This is a genomic window from Mycolicibacterium frederiksbergense (genome assembly GCF_012223425.1).
Classification (GTDB): Bacteria; Actinomycetota; Actinomycetes; order Mycobacteriales; family Mycobacteriaceae; genus Mycobacterium; species Mycobacterium frederiksbergense.
Map to the genome: position 1 here is coordinate 3,169,916 of NZ_CP038799.1, position 16,113 is coordinate 3,186,028.

At 68.1% G+C, this 16,113-nt stretch carries 16 protein-coding genes; 13 read left to right on the top strand and 3 right to left on the bottom strand.

Annotated elements, in window-relative coordinates; genetic code table 11:
• Window positions 1-98: 98 nt before the first annotated feature.
• The 9 genes from EXE63_RS18250 to EXE63_RS18290 all read left to right on the top strand — a co-directional run bounded on the left by EXE63_RS18250 (window position 99) and on the right by EXE63_RS18290 (window position 9,647).
• Entirely contained in the window at window positions 99-1,667 is a 1,569-nt protein-coding gene (locus tag EXE63_RS18250) for an ABC transporter substrate-binding protein (RefSeq protein ID WP_168143068.1), read from the top strand.
• Window positions 1,668-1,702: 35 nt separating this feature from the next.
• Window positions 1,703-2,632, top strand: coding sequence for an ABC transporter permease (locus EXE63_RS18255; protein ID WP_168143069.1), 930 nt, complete (start codon window positions 1,703-1,705; stop codon window positions 2,630-2,632).
• A 12-nt stretch (window positions 2,633-2,644) separates the two neighbouring features.
• Window positions 2,645-3,625 carry an ABC transporter permease gene (locus EXE63_RS18260; protein ID WP_168143070.1) on the top strand — a complete coding sequence of 327 codons (981 nt, stop codon included), beginning with the start codon at window positions 2,645-2,647 and terminating at the stop codon, window positions 3,623-3,625.
• The gene (locus tag EXE63_RS18265) at window positions 3,626-4,645 is read left to right on the top strand and encodes an ABC transporter ATP-binding protein (RefSeq protein ID WP_168143071.1); all 1,020 of its coding nucleotides are present in this window, start codon (window positions 3,626-3,628) and stop codon (window positions 4,643-4,645) included.
• A complete protein-coding gene (locus EXE63_RS18270; protein ID WP_168143072.1) occupies window positions 4,638-5,648 on the top strand; it encodes an ABC transporter ATP-binding protein in 1,011 nt (336 codons plus the stop codon). The genes EXE63_RS18265 and EXE63_RS18270 overlap by 8 nt, the downstream gene beginning before the upstream one ends.
• Window positions 5,649-5,682: 34 nt before the next feature.
• Window positions 5,683-6,408, top strand: a complete 726-nt coding sequence (locus tag EXE63_RS18275; protein ID WP_168143073.1) for a sulfite exporter TauE/SafE family protein — start codon at window positions 5,683-5,685, stop codon at window positions 6,406-6,408.
• Entirely contained in the window at window positions 6,405-7,214 is an 810-nt protein-coding gene (locus tag EXE63_RS18280) for an IclR family transcriptional regulator (RefSeq protein WP_168143074.1), read from the top strand. The genes EXE63_RS18275 and EXE63_RS18280 overlap by 4 nt, the downstream gene beginning before the upstream one ends.
• Before the next feature lie 97 nt (window positions 7,215-7,311).
• Window positions 7,312-8,658 carry an enolase C-terminal domain-like protein gene (locus EXE63_RS18285; RefSeq protein ID WP_168143075.1) on the top strand — a complete coding sequence of 449 codons (1,347 nt, stop codon included), beginning with the start codon at window positions 7,312-7,314 and terminating at the stop codon, window positions 8,656-8,658.
• 2 nt (window positions 8,659-8,660) lie between these two features.
• Window positions 8,661-9,647: a 2-hydroxyacid dehydrogenase gene (locus tag EXE63_RS18290; RefSeq protein WP_168143076.1), complete on the top strand. Its 987-nt coding sequence runs from the start codon at window positions 8,661-8,663 to the stop codon at window positions 9,645-9,647.
• Here EXE63_RS18290 and EXE63_RS18295 read toward each other — a convergent pair.
• The 3 genes from EXE63_RS18295 to EXE63_RS18305 form a co-directional block, all read right to left on the bottom strand.
• Window positions 9,629-10,771, bottom strand: a complete 1,143-nt coding sequence (locus EXE63_RS18295; protein ID WP_168143077.1) for a serine hydrolase domain-containing protein — start codon at window positions 10,769-10,771, stop codon at window positions 9,629-9,631. The two genes, EXE63_RS18290 and EXE63_RS18295, sit on opposite strands and share 19 nt — an antisense overlap.
• A gap of 26 nt (window positions 10,772-10,797) precedes the next feature.
• Window positions 10,798-11,319 (bottom strand): 2-oxo-4-hydroxy-4-carboxy-5-ureidoimidazoline decarboxylase, encoded by a 522-nt coding sequence (locus EXE63_RS18300; RefSeq protein ID WP_168143078.1) that lies wholly within the window; start codon window positions 11,317-11,319, stop codon window positions 10,798-10,800.
• 70 nt (window positions 11,320-11,389) lie between these two features.
• Window positions 11,390-11,878 (bottom strand): inorganic diphosphatase, encoded by a 489-nt coding sequence (locus EXE63_RS18305; protein WP_168143079.1) that lies wholly within the window; start codon window positions 11,876-11,878, stop codon window positions 11,390-11,392.
• A 66-nt stretch (window positions 11,879-11,944) separates the two neighbouring features.
• On the opposite strand from EXE63_RS18305, the gene dacB reads away from it, so the two are divergent.
• From dacB to hpt, 4 genes are read left to right on the top strand one after another with little or no spacing between them, the layout of a single operon-like run.
• Window positions 11,945-13,318 carry a D-alanyl-D-alanine carboxypeptidase/D-alanyl-D-alanine endopeptidase gene (gene dacB, locus EXE63_RS18310; protein ID WP_168143080.1) on the top strand — a complete coding sequence of 458 codons (1,374 nt, stop codon included), beginning with the start codon at window positions 11,945-11,947 and terminating at the stop codon, window positions 13,316-13,318.
• Entirely contained in the window at window positions 13,315-14,403 is a 1,089-nt protein-coding gene (locus EXE63_RS18315; RefSeq protein ID WP_168143081.1) for an Rv3626c family coenzyme F420 biosynthesis-associated protein, read from the top strand. Before dacB ends, EXE63_RS18315 begins: the two co-directional genes overlap by 4 nt.
• A complete protein-coding gene (gene tilS, locus EXE63_RS18320; protein ID WP_168143082.1) occupies window positions 14,382-15,338 on the top strand; it encodes a tRNA lysidine(34) synthetase TilS in 957 nt (318 codons plus the stop codon). Before EXE63_RS18315 ends, tilS begins: the two co-directional genes overlap by 22 nt.
• A gap of 31 nt (window positions 15,339-15,369) precedes the next feature.
• Window positions 15,370-15,927: a hypoxanthine phosphoribosyltransferase gene (gene hpt, locus EXE63_RS18325; protein ID WP_168145647.1), complete on the top strand. Its 558-nt coding sequence runs from the start codon at window positions 15,370-15,372 to the stop codon at window positions 15,925-15,927.
• The last annotated feature ends 186 nt before the right edge of the window (window positions 15,928-16,113 follow it).

The window sequence follows — 16,113 nt, forward strand, 5'->3', positions numbered from 1 at the left end:
TACGGTGTGTCTACCGTCACAGGTGATGTCCACATACGTAGACGTCACTGCCGATGATCGCAGGTAGTTCAGCCCACATCCTTGATCTGGAGGTCCCGATGGCCGCGACAGTTGCCCGAGCCTCGCTGCGCCGGCTCGCTCTTCTCACCAGCGCAGCCGTGCTGGCCGCCGGATGCAGCGTCGCCAATACCGGCGGCGGTGGTTATGACCCCGACACCCTGCGGATCGTGCTTCCCCAGGAGCCGCCCACGCTGGAGCCGTGCGAGGGCTCGCTGACCTCGACCGGCATCGTGACCCGCTCCAACATCACCGAGCCGCTGGCCGAGCGTGATTCCACCACCGGCGATCTGCTGCCGTTGTTGGCCACCGAGTGGGAGCAGACGTCGCCCAACGAGTGGACCTTCACCCTGCGCGACGGTGTGACCTTCTCCAACGGCGCGCCGTTCACCTCCGCCGACGCTGCGTTCTCCATCGACCGCGCGGTCAACTCCGATCTGCAGTGCAATGTCGACGGCTACGTCTTCGGTGACGAGGTTCTGACTCTGCAGACCCCCGATGAGCGCACCGTCGTCGTCGGCACCACTGATCCCGATCCGATTCTGCCGCTGCGGATTTCGTTTGTCGAGATGGTGCCGGTGACCACCAGCATGACCGAGAAGGTCCGTGAGCCCATCGGCACCGGGCCGTACGCGATCGAACGCTGGGACTACGGTCAGAAGCTCACCCTGGCGCGCAACCCCACCTATTGGGGAACCCCGCCGGCCTTCGCGCGCGCCGAATACAAGTGGCGCAGTGAGGGAAGTGTGCGCGCCGCGATGCTCACCAACGACGAGGTGGACATCGCGACCGGGCTCGGACCCGAGGATGGGGCCGGAGACCTCGGTGTGCCGTTCCAGAACAACGAGACCACCGCGCTGCGTATCACCGGGACCGAGGCGCCGCTGAACGATATGCGGGTACGTCAGGCCATCAACTATTCGGTCAACCGCACCGGCATCGTGAAGGCGTTGTTCCGCGGGCTGGGCGAGCCTGCGGCCCAGCTGATCCCCGAGGGGGTCGTCGGTTTCAACTCCGATCTGGAGTTGTGGCCACACGACCCGGAAAGGGCCCGCCAACTCGTCGACGAGGCGCGGGCCGACGGGGTACCGGTGGACCGCCAGATCCGCTTGATCGGCCGCAACAGTCAGTTCCCGGGCGTCACCGAGACGGTCGAGGTGATCCAGAGCGAACTGGCCGACGCCGGGCTCAACGTCAAGATCGAGATGATGGACACCGCGGCCCAACTGGAGTACCAGCTGCAGCCGTTCCCGGCCGATGCCGGACCGTTCCTGGCGTTGATCCAGCACGGCAACCAGGCCGGTGACGCGGCCTTCTCCGTCGATCAGTACATGCGCTCCGACGGTGCCCAGAGTGCCTTCGGTACACCAGCTTTCGATGAGCAGATCGCCGCGGCCGGCAGGCTCACCGGAGAGCAGCGCCAGCAGGCCTACGCCCAGATCTTCGCCGACGAACCGGAGGAGATCCTGCAGTTCGCCTATATCGCCCACATGCGGGGGATCCTCGGCAAGTCCCCGCGCGTCGACTACGTACCGAACCCGGCGACCGGTGACGAGATGTTGCTGGCCACCATGACGCCCGCCGCTTCCGACCGCACCGACCAGTCCTGACAGTCAACATCCTCTCCTGAAGGGTCCCGCCCGTTATGTTCTCCTTCGTCCGACGCCGGATGTACACCAGCGCACTACCGTTGGTGATCGTGCTGCTGGGGGCGTTCCTGCTCGCCAGGCTCACCGGCGATCCCACCAATCTGTACCTGCCCGAGTCCGCGACACCCGATCAGCGCCAGGCCTTCGCCGACGCCAACGGATTCAACGACCCGCTGATCATCCAGCTGGTCGACTACTTCAAGGGCATCATCCACCTCGACTTCGGAACCTCGCTGCGCACCGGCGAATCCGCCTCCGAGATGGCGCTGCGCGCCTTCCCTGCCACCCTGCAGTTGGCCTTTGTGACCATGCTGCTCGCCATCATCGGCGCCGTCGTCATCGGCTGCTGGGCCGCCTACCGGCCAAACTCGCTGGCCGACCGGTTCTCCAGCCTGCTGTCCATGACCGCGGCATCGATCCCCGACTTCTGGTTCGCCATCACCGGTGTCTGGCTGTTCTCGGTGCTGATGGGCTGGCTGCCCACCTCGGGCACCGACGCAGGGATGCTGTCCTGGATCCTGCCGATCGCCACCCTGATGATCCGCCCACTCGGTGTGCTGACGCAGGTGGTGCGCGGCGCCATGGTGTCGGCGCTGTCGGCTCCCTACGTTCGGCTGGCACGCAGCAAGGGCGCCAGTGATTTCCGCGTCGTCACCCACCACGCGCTGCGCAACGCCGCCGCTCCCGCACTCACCGTCGCCGGTGACCTTGCCGTCGGCCTGATCAACGGCGCCGTGGTCGTGGAGGCCATCTTCGGCTGGCCCGGTATCGGCAAGCTGATGATCGACGCCATCCTGCAACGCGACTTCGCGGTGCTGCAGGCAGCGGTGCTGCTCACCGCTGTCAGCATCTTCATCCTCAACATCGCCATCGATGCCTGCTACGCGTTGCTCGACGCACGCGTTCGGGAACCGGCCAAGGTCTAAGGAAAGATCAAGATGACTCAAATCGATCTGGTGCCGGTCAAGCCGACCACCGCCATCGTCGGAGAGCCGGGATCGCGCAAGACCTCCGGTCGCTCGGTGTGGTTCCGGATGCTGGTCAACGACCGCGTGGCGGCCGTCGCGGCGACCGTCCTCGGCGTCGTCGCACTGACCGCGTTGTTCGGTCCGATGCTGGTCGGCGATCTGGCCACCGACATCGACCTGGACAACTCCAACCAGGCGCCCTTCACCCTCGCCCACGGCTGGGCCAACGTGCTGGGCACCGACCCGTTGGGACGCAGCATGCTGGCCCGACTCATCGTCGCCTGCCAGACCACCCTGTCGGTGGCCATTCCCGCCGTGGTGATCTCGGCCGTCGTCGGATCCGTCATCGGCATGTGGGCGGGCTACTACCGTGGATGGCGCGAGACCGTGGCGATGCGGATCGCCGACGTCATCATGAGCTTCCCGTCGCTGTTGCTCGCCGTTGTCGTGCTCTACGTGTTCTCCCCGAGTGCGGCCAATATCGTTGCGGTGCTGGCGATCACCCGTATCCCGGTCTATCTGCGCACCGCCCGCGCCGAGTCCGCCGAGCTGTCCACCCGGGTGTTCGTCGACGCGGCCCGCACCTTCGGCGCCAGCGGCACCTCGATCATCACCCGGCATGTGCTGCCCATCGTGCTGCCCACGCTGTTGACGGTGGCAACCCTGGACTTCTGTTACGTGATGCTGGCCGAGAGCTCGCTGAGCTTCCTGGGCATCGGAATTCAGCCCCCGGATGTCAGCTGGGGCCTGATGGTCGCCCAGGGCCGCACCTACCTGCACACCGCGTGGTGGTTGTCCTTCCTGCCGGGCCTGGCCATCGTCATCACCACGGTTTCGGCCACCATCCTGGCGGCCTGGGCACGTATCGCCACCGATCCCGCCCAGCGGTGGCGGCTGACTGTTCCGCAGAAGCGACTGTCCCGCTTCGCCAAGTCCGGAAAGGCTCTCTAGATGACTGCTGTAGCCGAACATCCGCCCGTGGACCAGACGGACGCCGACCCGGCCTTGCGGGTGCACGATCTCACCGTCGACATCCGCACCATCGCCGGTACGGTCCGCGCCGTCGACCACGTCAGCTTCGCCGCCCGTAGCGGTGAGACGCTGGCGCTGCTCGGGGAATCCGGCTGCGGCAAGTCGATGACAGCCACCGCGTTGGTCGGCCTGCTGGAACCGGTCGCCCAGGTGGTCGACGGATCGGCCCGCATCGGTGACACCGATCTGATCACCGCGGATCGCAAGAAGCGCCGTGAGATGGCCGGACCCGAACTCGCGATCGTCTTCCAGGACGCGCTGACGGCACTCAACCCGCTCTACACCGTCGGCACCCAGCTCGCCGAGCCGTTCCGCATCCACCACGGCATGAAGGCCAAGGAAGCCAAACGCCGGGCCATGGAACTCATGACGCGCGTGGGTATCCCACAGCCGGAAGAGCGGATGAAGGCCTACCCGCATCAGTTCTCCGGCGGTATGCGGCAGCGCCTGCTCATCGCGATGGCCGTCGCGCTCAACCCCAAGGTGCTGATCGCCGACGAGCCGACAACCGCGCTGGACGTCACGGTGCAGGCGCAGATCATGGCGCTGCTCAAGAGCCTGCGCACCGAATACGACATGGCCGTCGTGCTGATCACCCACGATCTCGCCCTGGTCGCCGAGGAGGCCGACCGGGTCGCGGTGATGTATGCCGGCAGCATCGTCGAAACCGGTTCGGTTGCCCAGGTTTTCGGCGACCCGAAGCACCCGTACACCAAGGGCCTGCTGGACTCGGTGCCGGTCGACGCCGTACGCGGGGCGGAACTGAAGTCCATCGGCGGCTCGCCACCGGACCTGCACTCGATCCCGCCCGGCTGCGTCTACCAGGACCGTTGCCCGCTGGTCCGCGATATCTGCCGCAGCACCCGTCCGGGTCTGCGCGACGTCGGCAGCCGGCGCAAGTCCGCCTGCCATTTCCCCGGGGAGGTTTCGAATGTCTGAGAACCACGAGACAGACCAGGTGCTGTCGGTTCGCGACCTGACCAAATCGTTCCGGGTGTCCGGCGGCAAGACGCTGCGCGCCCTCGACGGTATCAACCTCGATCTGGCCCGCGGTGAGACCCTGGGCCTGGTCGGCGAATCCGGTTGCGGCAAGTCCACTCTGGCCCGCACCCTGATGATGCTGGAACGTCCGGATTCCGGGTCGGTCACCTTCGACGGTATCGACCCGTTCGGGCTCAAGGGTAAGGACCTGCTGAAGTTCCGCCGCCGGGTGCAGATGGTCTTCCAGGACCCCTACGCCTCGCTGAACTCCCGGATGACCGCGGCCGAGATCATCGCCGAGCCGTGGCGCACCCACAAGGCGCTGTACACGTCGCGGGCAGACCGGGACATGCGGGTCCGCGGCCTGCTCGACCTGGTCGGCCTGGGCGCCAAGGCGTTCGGCAAGTACCCGCAGGAGTTCTCCGGCGGTCAGCGCCAGCGCATCGGCATCGCGCGGGCGCTGGCGCTGGACCCCGAGGTCATCATCTGTGACGAGCCGGTGTCCGCGCTCGACCTCTCGGTGCAGGCACAGGTACTCAACCTGCTCAACGACCTGCAGCAGGAATTGAAGATCTCCTACGTCTTCATCTCGCACGACCTGTCCGTGGTGCGCCACGTCGCCGACCGGGTGGCGGTCATGTATCTCGGCCGGATCATCGAAAACGGGCCGACCGAGGCCGTGTTCGACCGTGCGTCCCACCACTACACCTCGGCGCTGATGTCGGCGGCCCCGAAACTGCGCGACGAGCAGCGCGGCGAGCGCATCCTGCTCAAGGGCGAGGTGCCCTCACCGCTCAACCCGCCGTCGGGGTGCCGGTTCCGCACCCGGTGCGCCGCGGCCACCGACATCTGCGCCGAGCAGCGCCCGCCGCGCTCGCTGGATGTGCTGGTGCCCGGACACGCCGCCGAGTGCCATCATCCCCGGATCGAAGAGCAGCAGTCGGCATTGTCCAACGCGTGAGCGGGGTGATGGCGGGCGAGCGAAGCGACGGGAAATGACCAGCGTCCTGGGATTCGCGGTCGTGGCGATCGCGGTCCTCTTCGCGTCCTGCCTGCAGGGTTCCATCGGGTTCGGCATGGGAATGCTGGCCGCCCCGGTGGTCGCCGTGGTGGATCCCGCTCTGGTGCCGGGGACGCTGATCATGCTGGCGACCCTGCTCACCCTGATGGTGGTGATCAAGGAACGCGGCGCGATCGACGTGGCGGGCGCCGGGTGGGCACTGCTCGGGAGAGTGCCCGGCACGATCGCCGGGGCCCTGCTGCTCGCCGCAATTCCCGAACACACGCTGGCGATCCTGATCGCGCTCGTGGTGCTCGGCGGAGTCGCGGTGACCGGGCTCGGTTGGGTGCCCGCGCCGCGGCGGCGCAATCTGGTGCTGGCCGGGGCGACCTCGGGAGTCCTGGGCACCGCGACATCCATCGGTGGTCCGCCGATGGCGCTGGTCTGGCAGCGCAGTGAGGGCCCGAAGTTACGGGCCACCATGAGCAGCTTCTTCCTGATCGGTTCGTTGATGTCGATCGCCATGCTCGCCCTGACCGGAGCCATCGACCGGCATACCGTGGCGATGTTCGGTGTCCTGATACCCGCTGCGGTACTGGGGTATGTGTTGTCCCGCTACGCAAACCGGATACTCAACCCGATTCGCCAGCGGTGGACCGCGATCACGGTCTCCATGATCGGCGCGGTGGTTCTCATCATCCAACAGACGGGTCTGCTATGAGCGAATCCACGGCGCGCGCAGGCGTGAAATCGGCCGTCCGAACCGTCGAACTGCTGGAGTATCTCGCCGCCCGGCAGGACAAACCCGCGCGTATCCGCGAGATCAGCGAGGCGCTGGACGTGCCGCGCAGCAGTGCCCATGCGCTGCTGCGCACCCTGATGGCCAAGGGCTGGGTGCGCGCCGAGGGCACCGGACCGGATGAAACGGGAACCCTGTACGGGATCGGCATCCGGGCCCTGCTGGTGGGCACCAGCTATCTCGACGGGGATCCGTACCTGCCGATGATCGCGCCGTTCCTGGACGACCTGCGCACCGAGTGGAGCGAGACCTTCCACCTGGGCCGCCTGGACGGCACCGACATCGTCTATCTGGCCACCCGCGAGTCCGGGCAGTACCGGCGATCCACCAGCCGGGTCGGCAGGCGGCTGCCCGCGCACGTCACCGCACTCGGTAAGGCACTGCTGGCCGAGCGGGTGGGGGATGAGCGCCGCAGTCACCTACCCGACGAGTTGGTCGCGCTGACACCGCGCACGATCACCTGTCACCGTGAACTCGACGACGCGCTGGAGACCGTCCGGATCCGCGGCTACGCCACCGATGACGAGGAGAACACCGCGGGCGTGCGGTGTTTCGCGGTGCCGCTGCGCTATACCTGGCCGGCCCAGGACGCCATCAGCGCCTCGGTGCCGCTGTCCCGGCTCACGGCCGAACGTGAGCATGCACTGGTCGAGGCGCTGTGCGCGGTCGGTGACAAGGTCAGCCGGGTGCTGCGGCCTGTCGCCAACGGTGACAAGTGGTTCGGCTGATGTGGGTGTCGGGCCAGGTGGGCCATATCAGTGTTGGATCAATTGATGCGATAACAGTGTTGGACGTGCATCAACCGCGATTTATAGGCTGGCAAGCATGAGCGTTCAGACCCCTATCGTCACCGAGATGCGGGTCGTCCCCATCGCCGGCCACGACAGCATGCTGTTGAACCTCAGCGGTGCGCACGGCCCCTTCTTCACCCGGAACCTGGTGATCCTCAAGGATTCCGACGGCAACACCGGTGTCGGGGAGGTGCCCGGCGGTGCGGCCATCCAGGCCACGCTTGAGGACGCCCGACCGCTGGTCGAGGGACGCGGAATCGGCGCCTACAACGCCGTGCTCGCCGACATCCGGCGCGCCTTCGCCGACCGTGACTCCGGCGGCCGCGGCGCGCAGACCTTCGACCTGCGGATCACGGTGCACGCGGTGACCGCGGTGGAATCGGCGATGCTGGACCTGCTCGGCCGGCATCTCGGTGTGTCGGTGGCGGCCCTGCTCGGCGACGGGCAACAGCGAGACCGGGTGCAGGCCCTGGGATATCTGTTCTTCGTCGGTGACCGCAACCGCACCGATCTGGCCTACCGCAGTCCCGCCGATGAGGATTTCGGGGCCGACGACTGGCTGCGGATCCGGCATGAGGAGGCGATGACCCCCGAAGGTGTGGTGCGACTGGCCGAGGCCGCCCGCGAACGATACGGCTTCCGCGATTTCAAGCTCAAGGGCGGTGTGCTGCCCGCCGCGGACGAATCCAAGGCCGTCATCGCGCTGGCCGACCGGTTCCCCGACGCCCGGATCACCCTGGACCCCAACGGTGGATGGCTGCTCGCCGACGCCATCACCACCTGTCGTGAACTGACCGGCGTGCTGGCCTATGCCGAGGATCCGGTGGGACCCGAGGGCGGTTTCTCCGGCCGTGAGGTGATGGCGGAGTTCAAGCGGGCCACCGGCCTGCCGACCGCCACCAACATGATCGCCACCGACTGGCGCGAGATGGGCCATGCCATCCGCTCCGGCGCCGTCGACATCCCGCTGGCCGACCCGCACTTCTGGACCATGGGTGGTTCCGTACGCGTCGCTCAGCTGTGCGACGCGTGGGGGCTGACCTGGGGATCGCACTCCAACAACCACTTCGACGTCTCGCTGGCGATGTTCACCCAGGTGGCCGCGGCCGCCCCCGGCGATATCACCGCCATCGACACCCACTGGATCTGGCAGGACGGGCAGCGCATCACCAAGCAGCCCTACCGGATCGTGGACGGCTATCTCGACGTGCCTGCCGCACCCGGCCTCGGTGTCGAACTCGACGAGGAACGGGTGGCCGCCGCGCACGAGCTGTACCTGACGGAGGGACTCGGTGCCCGCGACGACGCCGTCGCCATGCAGTATCTGGTCCCGGGTTGGCGTTTCGACAGCAAACGCCCCTGCCTGCAACGTAACTCGTGACGATGAAAGTTCTGGTTTGCGATCGCAACCTGGTACCGCACCGTCGCCGGTTCGAGGCCGCCCTCCCGCCAGAGGTCACGGTGACCTGGGCGGCCGGCGATATCGGCCTGGATCGGCTGCGGGACGCGCAGGTCTTCGTCGGTGGCCGCTTCACCGCGGAGATGGCGGCCACGGCCGAGAAGCTACGCCTGGTGCACGTGGCCGGCGCAGGAACCGACCGTGTCGCCTTCGCGGCGCTCGGTGCTGACGTTCTGGTGGCCAACACTTTTCACCATGAGCGCTCCATCGCCGAGTTCATCCTGGCCGCCGCGGTCATGTTGCGCAGGGGCTTCCTCAAGCAGGACCGCGCGCTGCGCAGAGATGTGTGGGCGAGTTCGGTGTATGACGACACCATCGTCCAGCCGCCCACCCTGCACGGAGCCCGGATCGGTTTCGTCGGGTTCGGCCATATCGGCCAGCAGAGCTGGAAGCTGTTGAGCGCCTTGGGTTGCCAGGGAGCTGCAGTCACCGGATCGGGGCGGGTGCGTGACGGCGCGGGGTTGTCCTGGGCCGGTGATGCGTCCCGACTCGACGATCTCGCCCGCGAATCGGATGTGCTGGTGGTGTCGGCGCCGCTGACGCGGGAGACCGCGGGCATGATCAGCCGAAACCAGCTCGGCGCGCTGGGGCCCGACGGTGTGCTGATCAATGTCGGTCGTGGCCCGCTCGTCGACGAGAACGCGCTGTACGACGCGCTGCTCACCGGTCGCCTCGGGGCCGCCGCCATCGACGTCTGGTATCGCTACCCCGACCTCGTGAACGGTACCGGCGCGGTGTGCACACCGAGTGAGCTGCCGTTCGCCGAGTTGCCGAACGTGTTGATGACTCCACACGCCTCCGGCGTCACCGCCGATACCTTCGAGGGCAGATCCGACGACATCGCCGCCAATATCGGCAGGCTGGTGCGAAACGAGCCGCTGTGCAACGTGGTTCAGCCCAGCACGTCGTAGATCAGCCGGAAGTAACGGTCGGTCCGCGCGGAGCCCTCGATCCCGGGGCCCATCTTGTTCATCACGTAGGCGATGGTGGTGCGGCGGTCCGGGTTCATCGATTCCCACGACCCGCCCCAGCCGCCCCAGAAACAGATCTTGCCGTCCGGGATGTATCCGATGGCGGGGCTCGGGAGACCGAATCCGAGACCCATGCGCAGGTGATGCCCGGCGAGCACCAGGTCGGGTCCCTCGATCTGGGTCTCGAAGATGCGCTCCACGGTCTGTGGTCTCAGCAGTTGCACGCCATCGACGGTTCCGCCCAACGAGATCGCCGACAGGATCTTGGTCAGGGCGCGCGCATTGGTATGTCCGTTGGCGGCACCGACATCGGCCGCCCGCCACGCCGCGGTGTTGGCGATCAGCGGGTCGGGCGCCGGTCCGGCGAACGTCTTGAACATCTGCTCGGTCCACTGATCCATCGGCGGAATACCCTCGAAGGGGTCGGCGGGAGCGATGATCTCGGCGGTGCGGCCGTCGTCCTGCGGCGCCGATCCGATCTGGAAGTCCGCGCCCAGCGGCCCGGCGATCTCCTCGGCGACGAACCGTTTCAGCGTCCGGCCGGTGACCCGGCGCAGCACCTCACCGATCAGGTGCCCGTGGGTGAGTGCGTGGTAGCCGGTGGCCGTGCCGGGCTCCCACCACGGCGCCTGCGCCGCGAGCATCGAGGTGGCCTTGTCCCAGTCGAGCACGTCCTCGGTGGTCACGGGCTGCTCCCACGCCGACAACCCCGACGAATGGGTGAGCAGGTGGCGGAACTCGATGTGCTGCTTTCCGTTCGCGGCGAATTCGGGCCACACCTCGGCCACCGGGGTGTGCGCCTCGATCAGCCCGCGGTCGATCAGCATCAGCCCGGCCAGCGCGGTGACGTTCTTGGTCGATGACCAGACATTGACGATGGTGTCGGCCGTCCACGGTGTCGTGCGGGCCGCATCGGTGTGCCCACCCCAGATGTCCACCACCGATTCGCCGTCGACATCGATGGCGATCGCGGCACCGCACTCCTCGTCGGCGGCGATGGCACGATCCAGTGTCTCGGCCAGCGCAGCGAATTCCGGGGCGAAGTGGCCGTCGACGTTTCCCATACCCGACATCATGCGCCGGGTGGGGCTCACCAGTTGTGGTATCCGCCTTCGGGGCCCAGCATCCGTTCCAGCCGGCTGCGCCCGATCTTGGCCAGCTCATTGCGCAGGATCTTGCGTTCCATCTCGATGTCGTGGTGCATTCGGTCGGCGAGCGCGCTGCGCACGTCCCCGGCGCGGTGCCCGTCGACGAACATCACGAAGGGGAAGCCGTAGCGGTCGACGTAGCGGCGCGATGCTGCGCCGAGTTCGGTCATCGTCGCGGCGTCGTCGTCCCACACCGAGCACTGTTCGGCCGCGGACCTGGCACTGCGCGGCCGGCGCCCGACGTCGGGGCAGGTGTCGAGAATCTGGTCGACGGCGGCTTCGGGGAGTTCGAACAGCAGCGCGTCGGCGCGGCGGAAGAGGGCGTCATGATCACCGTAGGCGCGTCCCCGGGCCAGTTCACGGGCCATCGCGTAGCTGTTGCAACACTCGTAGAGCGCGTGCACGGCCTTGCGTTCGGGCAACGTGTTGAACACGTCCAGGCCGATTCCTTGATGGAGTAGCACACACCCATGATCAAAGGGCCAGGACACGCCCGGGTTACCGCGTGTTACAGCGGTGCTAAATCAATTCCCGTCAGTGACCGGCGCTCTTGAACCGTTCGATCGAACGCTGCAACTCGGCCTCGGCCTCTTCGCGGCCCGCCCAATCGGCGGCCTTGACGAACTTGCCCGGCTCCAGGTCCTTGTAGTGCACGAAGAAGTGCTTGATCGCTTCCAGCTCGAACGGGGGCACATCGGCCAGATCCTGGATGTGATCCCAGCGCGGGTCGCCTGCGGGCACGCACAGCAGCTTGTCGTCGCCGCCGGCCTCATCGGTCATCTTGAACATCGCGACCGGACGGGCCTCCACGATGCAGCCCGGGAACACCGACTCGGGCAGCAGCACCAGCGCGTCCAGGGGATCGCCGTCCTCGCCGAGGGTGTCTTCGAAGAAGCCGTAGTCGGCGGGGTATCCGAACGAGGTGTAGAGGTACCGGTCGAGCTTGACGCGGCCGGTCTCGTGGTCCACTTCGTACTTGTTGCGCGAACCCTTGGGGATCTCGATGACGACGTCGAACGACACCGGCGTTGCTCCTTCGGCTGGCTTGGTCTGGCGGGTCCACATTAGAGGAGCGATACGCTGCACGTTATGCGGCCCGGGAGATGGCGCCGATCCACCCACCTGGTGATCGGCCTGGTGGTACTCGTGCTCGTGGCTGCCGTGGTGGGGGTGGCCGCGGTGGTCACGTCCTCCCGGCCCTCGGCGAAGGCGCTGCCCGAACAACCGGCCGCCGTGGCGGCCGCGCCGGGTGTCCGCCCACTCGGCGAAGCCACCACCGAACCGACCCCGAAAGGTCTGGCCGCCACGCTCGCCGCCGCGCTGGCCGACCCGAACCTGGGCGCGCTGACCGGCCGGATCACCGACGCCGGCAACGGCACCGAATTGTGGGAGCAGGGCGAGCGCATCCCGATGCAACCGGCGTCGACGAACAAGGTGCTCACCACCGCGGCCGCGCTGCTGACCCTGGACCGGGACGCGACGCTGACGACCCGGGTGGTCGCCGGCGACCGGCCCGGTGTGGTCGTGCTGCACGGCGGTGGGGACCCCACGCTGTCGGCCGCCGCCGACGACGAGCGCACCTGGTACAAGGGCGCGGCCCGGATCAGTGACCTGGCCGATCAGGTTCGGGAGAGCGGCAGCCGGGTCACCGCGGTGCAGGTCGACCTCGGTGAGTACAGCGGGCCGACGTTGGCACCCGGCTGGGATCCGCTGGACATCGACGGCGGCGATATCGCCCCGATCGAATCGGTGATGCTCGACGGCGGCCGGACCCAGCCCGTGTCCCCGGAGTCGCGACGATCGCGGACACCGGGTCTGGACGCGGGCCGCGCGCTGGCCACCGCACTGCGCGTGGACCCGGCCACCGTCACGGTGAGGTCCATCGCGGCGGACGCCGAGGAACTGGCCGCCGTGCAGTCGCCCCCGCTCATCGAGCGGCTGCGCCAGATGATGAACGACTCCGACAATGTGATGGCGGAGTCGATCGGCCGCGAGGTGGCCGCCGCGCTGAACCGTCCGCAGAGTTTCGACGGGGCGGTGCAGGCGGTGCTCGGCCAGCTGCGCGGCGCCGGCGTGGACACCGCGAACGCGACCCTGCTGGACTCCAGCGGGCTGTCCGTGGACAACCGGCTCACCGCGTTGACCCTGGACGGTGTCATCGCCGCCGCGGTCGGTGAGGACCAGCCGCAACTGCGCCCGCTGGTCGACCTGCTACCCATCGCCGGCGGCAGCGGCACCCTGTCCAACCGCTACCTGGATACCGATGAGGGGCGGGCGACGGCGGGCTGGCTGCGCGCCAAGACGGGCTCGCTGACCGGCACCAACTCGCTGGCGGGCATCGTCACCGATTCCGGCGGCCGGGTGCTGACCTTCGCATTGATCTCCAACAACGCCGGGCCGACCGGGCGCACCTCGCTGGACGCGCTGGCCGCCACCCTGCGGTCCTGCGGGTGCGGCGGATGAGCCCCCCGGCGTCCGGCGGGGGAGAGCGCAGCGACCGGGGAGACAGCTCGGTGGGCGGTGCGGTCGACTGGGCCTTCGCCGCCGATGTCGGTGCGCAGCTGAGCAGGCCCGGCCCGGCGACCACGGACTACACCCGTGATCAGGCGATAGCCCAGCTCTACGAGTCGGCGCGCACCGCCGAACTGCCGGTGCGCGAGGTGACCCACCTCAACGAGGGGGCCGAGGTCCCCGAGGCCGTGGTGATCGACCGGCCGCAATGGGTGCGCGCGGCGACCCAGTCGATGCGGGTGATGACCGGCGGCGCCGAGCAGACGTCGAAGGGGCCGGCCGGTGCGTTGACGGCCAAGGCGACCGGCGCCCAGACCGGCGCCGTGCTGGCGTTCATCTCGTCGGGGATCCTGGGGCAGTACGACCCCTTCGGCAACGACGGCGGTGAGTTGCTGCTGGTCTACCCGAATGTCATTGCGGTGGAACGGCAACTGCGGGTCAAGCCCGCCGACTTCCGGCTCTGGGTATGCCTGCACGAGGTCACCCACCGGGTGCAGTTCCGGGCCAATCCGTGGCTGGCCGAACACATGTCGTCCTCGCTGGCGGTGCTCACCAAGGATGGCGGCGAGCAGGTCGGTGATGTCGTCGGCAGGCTCGGCGCGTATGTCCGCGCCCAGCGCAGCGGCACACCGGTCGACGCGAACTCGGCGGGCGTGCTCGGTCTGCTGCGCGCCGTGCAGGCCGAACCGCAGCGCGAGGCGCTGGACCGGCTGCTGGTGCTGGGCACCCTGCTGGAGGGGCACGCCGAGCACGTGATGGACGCCGTCGGGCCCGCGGTGGTGCCGACGGTGGCGACCATCCGCCGCCGCTTCGACGAACGGCGGCAACGCAAACAGCCACCGCTGCAACGCATCATCCGCACCCTGCTCGGCTTCGACGCCAAGCTCAACCAGTACACCCGCGGCAAGGTGTTCGTCGACGATGTGGTGGCGCGGGTCGGGATGGACCGCTTCAACGTCATCTGGACCGACGCGGGCACCCTGCCCCGGCCCGAGGAGATCGAAGAGCCACAGCGATGGATCGATCGGGTTCTGTAGCGCAGTTACGCGCGGTGGTCGCGGCCTTCGCCAGGACCCATCTCGGCGACGACGCGCGCTGGTGTGTGGGCCTCTCCGGCGGTGCGGACTCGCTGGCGCTGACGGCGGTGGCCGCCCGGTTACGTCCCACCACGGCGCTGATCGTGGACCACGGCCTGCAGGCCGGCTCGGCGGACGTCGCCGAACGGGCCCGCGAGCAGGCCATTGCGCTGGGATGTGTTGGCGCACACATACTGCCTGTCGAGGTCGGCAGTGTCGGGGGGCCGGAGGCGGCGGCCCGGACGGCTCGCTACGGCGCTCTGCGGTCCGCGCGGGACGGTGCGCCGGTGCTGCTGGGGCACACCCTCGACGATCAGGCCGAGACGGTTCTACTGGGACTGGGGCGGGGTTCGGGTGCCCGGTCGCTGGCCGGGATGCGGGCCCACGACCCGCCCTGGTGCCGTCCGCTGCTCGGGATCCGGCGGGATACGACGGTGGCGGTGTGCGCCGAACTGGGCGTGACACCCTGGCAGGACCCACACAACAGCGACCCACGCTTCACCCGGGTCCGGCTGCGCAACGAGGTGCTGCCGCTGCTGGAGCAGGTGCTCGGCGGCGGGGTTGCCGAGGCGCTGGCCCGTACCGCCGCCGCGTTGCGCGAGGACACCGAGGCGCTGGATGCCGCGGCCGCCGAGATCAGGATCCCGGCGCAGCGCCTGCCGATCGCGGACCTGCACGGCCTGTCGGCCGCCGTCCGGCGTCGTGTTATCCGGAGCTGGCTGTTGGCCGGGGGAGCCTGCGATCTCACCGACGCCCAGATCCGCTCCGTCGATGCTCTGGTCACCGACTGGCGGGGCCAGGGCGGGGTCGCGGTGCCCAGCGGATTGTCCCGGGAGCGTCTGTTCGCGGGCCGCCGGAACGGCGCTCTGGTGCTCTACCGTCAGCCGGTCGCCTGATCCCGGCTACGCTGTGACGGTGACTGCGGAGTTGTATCCGGGCGATATCAAGTCGGTCTTGCTGTCCGAAGACCAGATCAAGACCAAGACCGCCGAACTGGCCCAACTGATCGCCGCGGACTTCCGCGACGGCGGACCAGATCAGGACCTGCTGCTGATCACGGTGCTCAAGGGTGCGGTGCTCTTCGTCACGGACCTGGCCCGGGCCATCCCGGTGCCCACTCAGCTGGAGTTCATGGCGGTCAGCTCGTACGGATCGTCGACATCCTCATCGGGTGTGGTGCGCATCCTCAAGGACCTGGACCGCGATATCAACGATCGTGATGTGCTGATCGTCGAGGACATCGTCGACTCCGGGCTCACGCTGTCCTGGCTGCTGCGCAACCTCGCGACGCGGCGTCCGCGGTCGCTGAAGGTGTGCACGCTGCTGCGCAAGCCCGACGCTGTGCGCGCCGATGTGGAGATCGAGTACGTCGGCTTCGACATCCCCAACGAGTTCGTCGTCGGCTACGGCCTGGACTACGCAGAGCGCTACCGCGATCTGCCCTATATCGGCACGCTGGAGCCCAAGGTCTACGAGAACCGTTAGGGTTCTCCCGCCTGGCAGGGGAATACGTCCGGCTTTGCGTATTCGGATAACGCGTAGAACGACTTTCGTGAGTTGCTGCGCCCGGCGAGATAGCGCGACGGGGTGACTGCTCGCGAATCTCTCGATCCTCGCGGCCGCCTCTGGCCGGCCGAACTCTCTCCGATGTCCTGATTCATCACCCTTGCG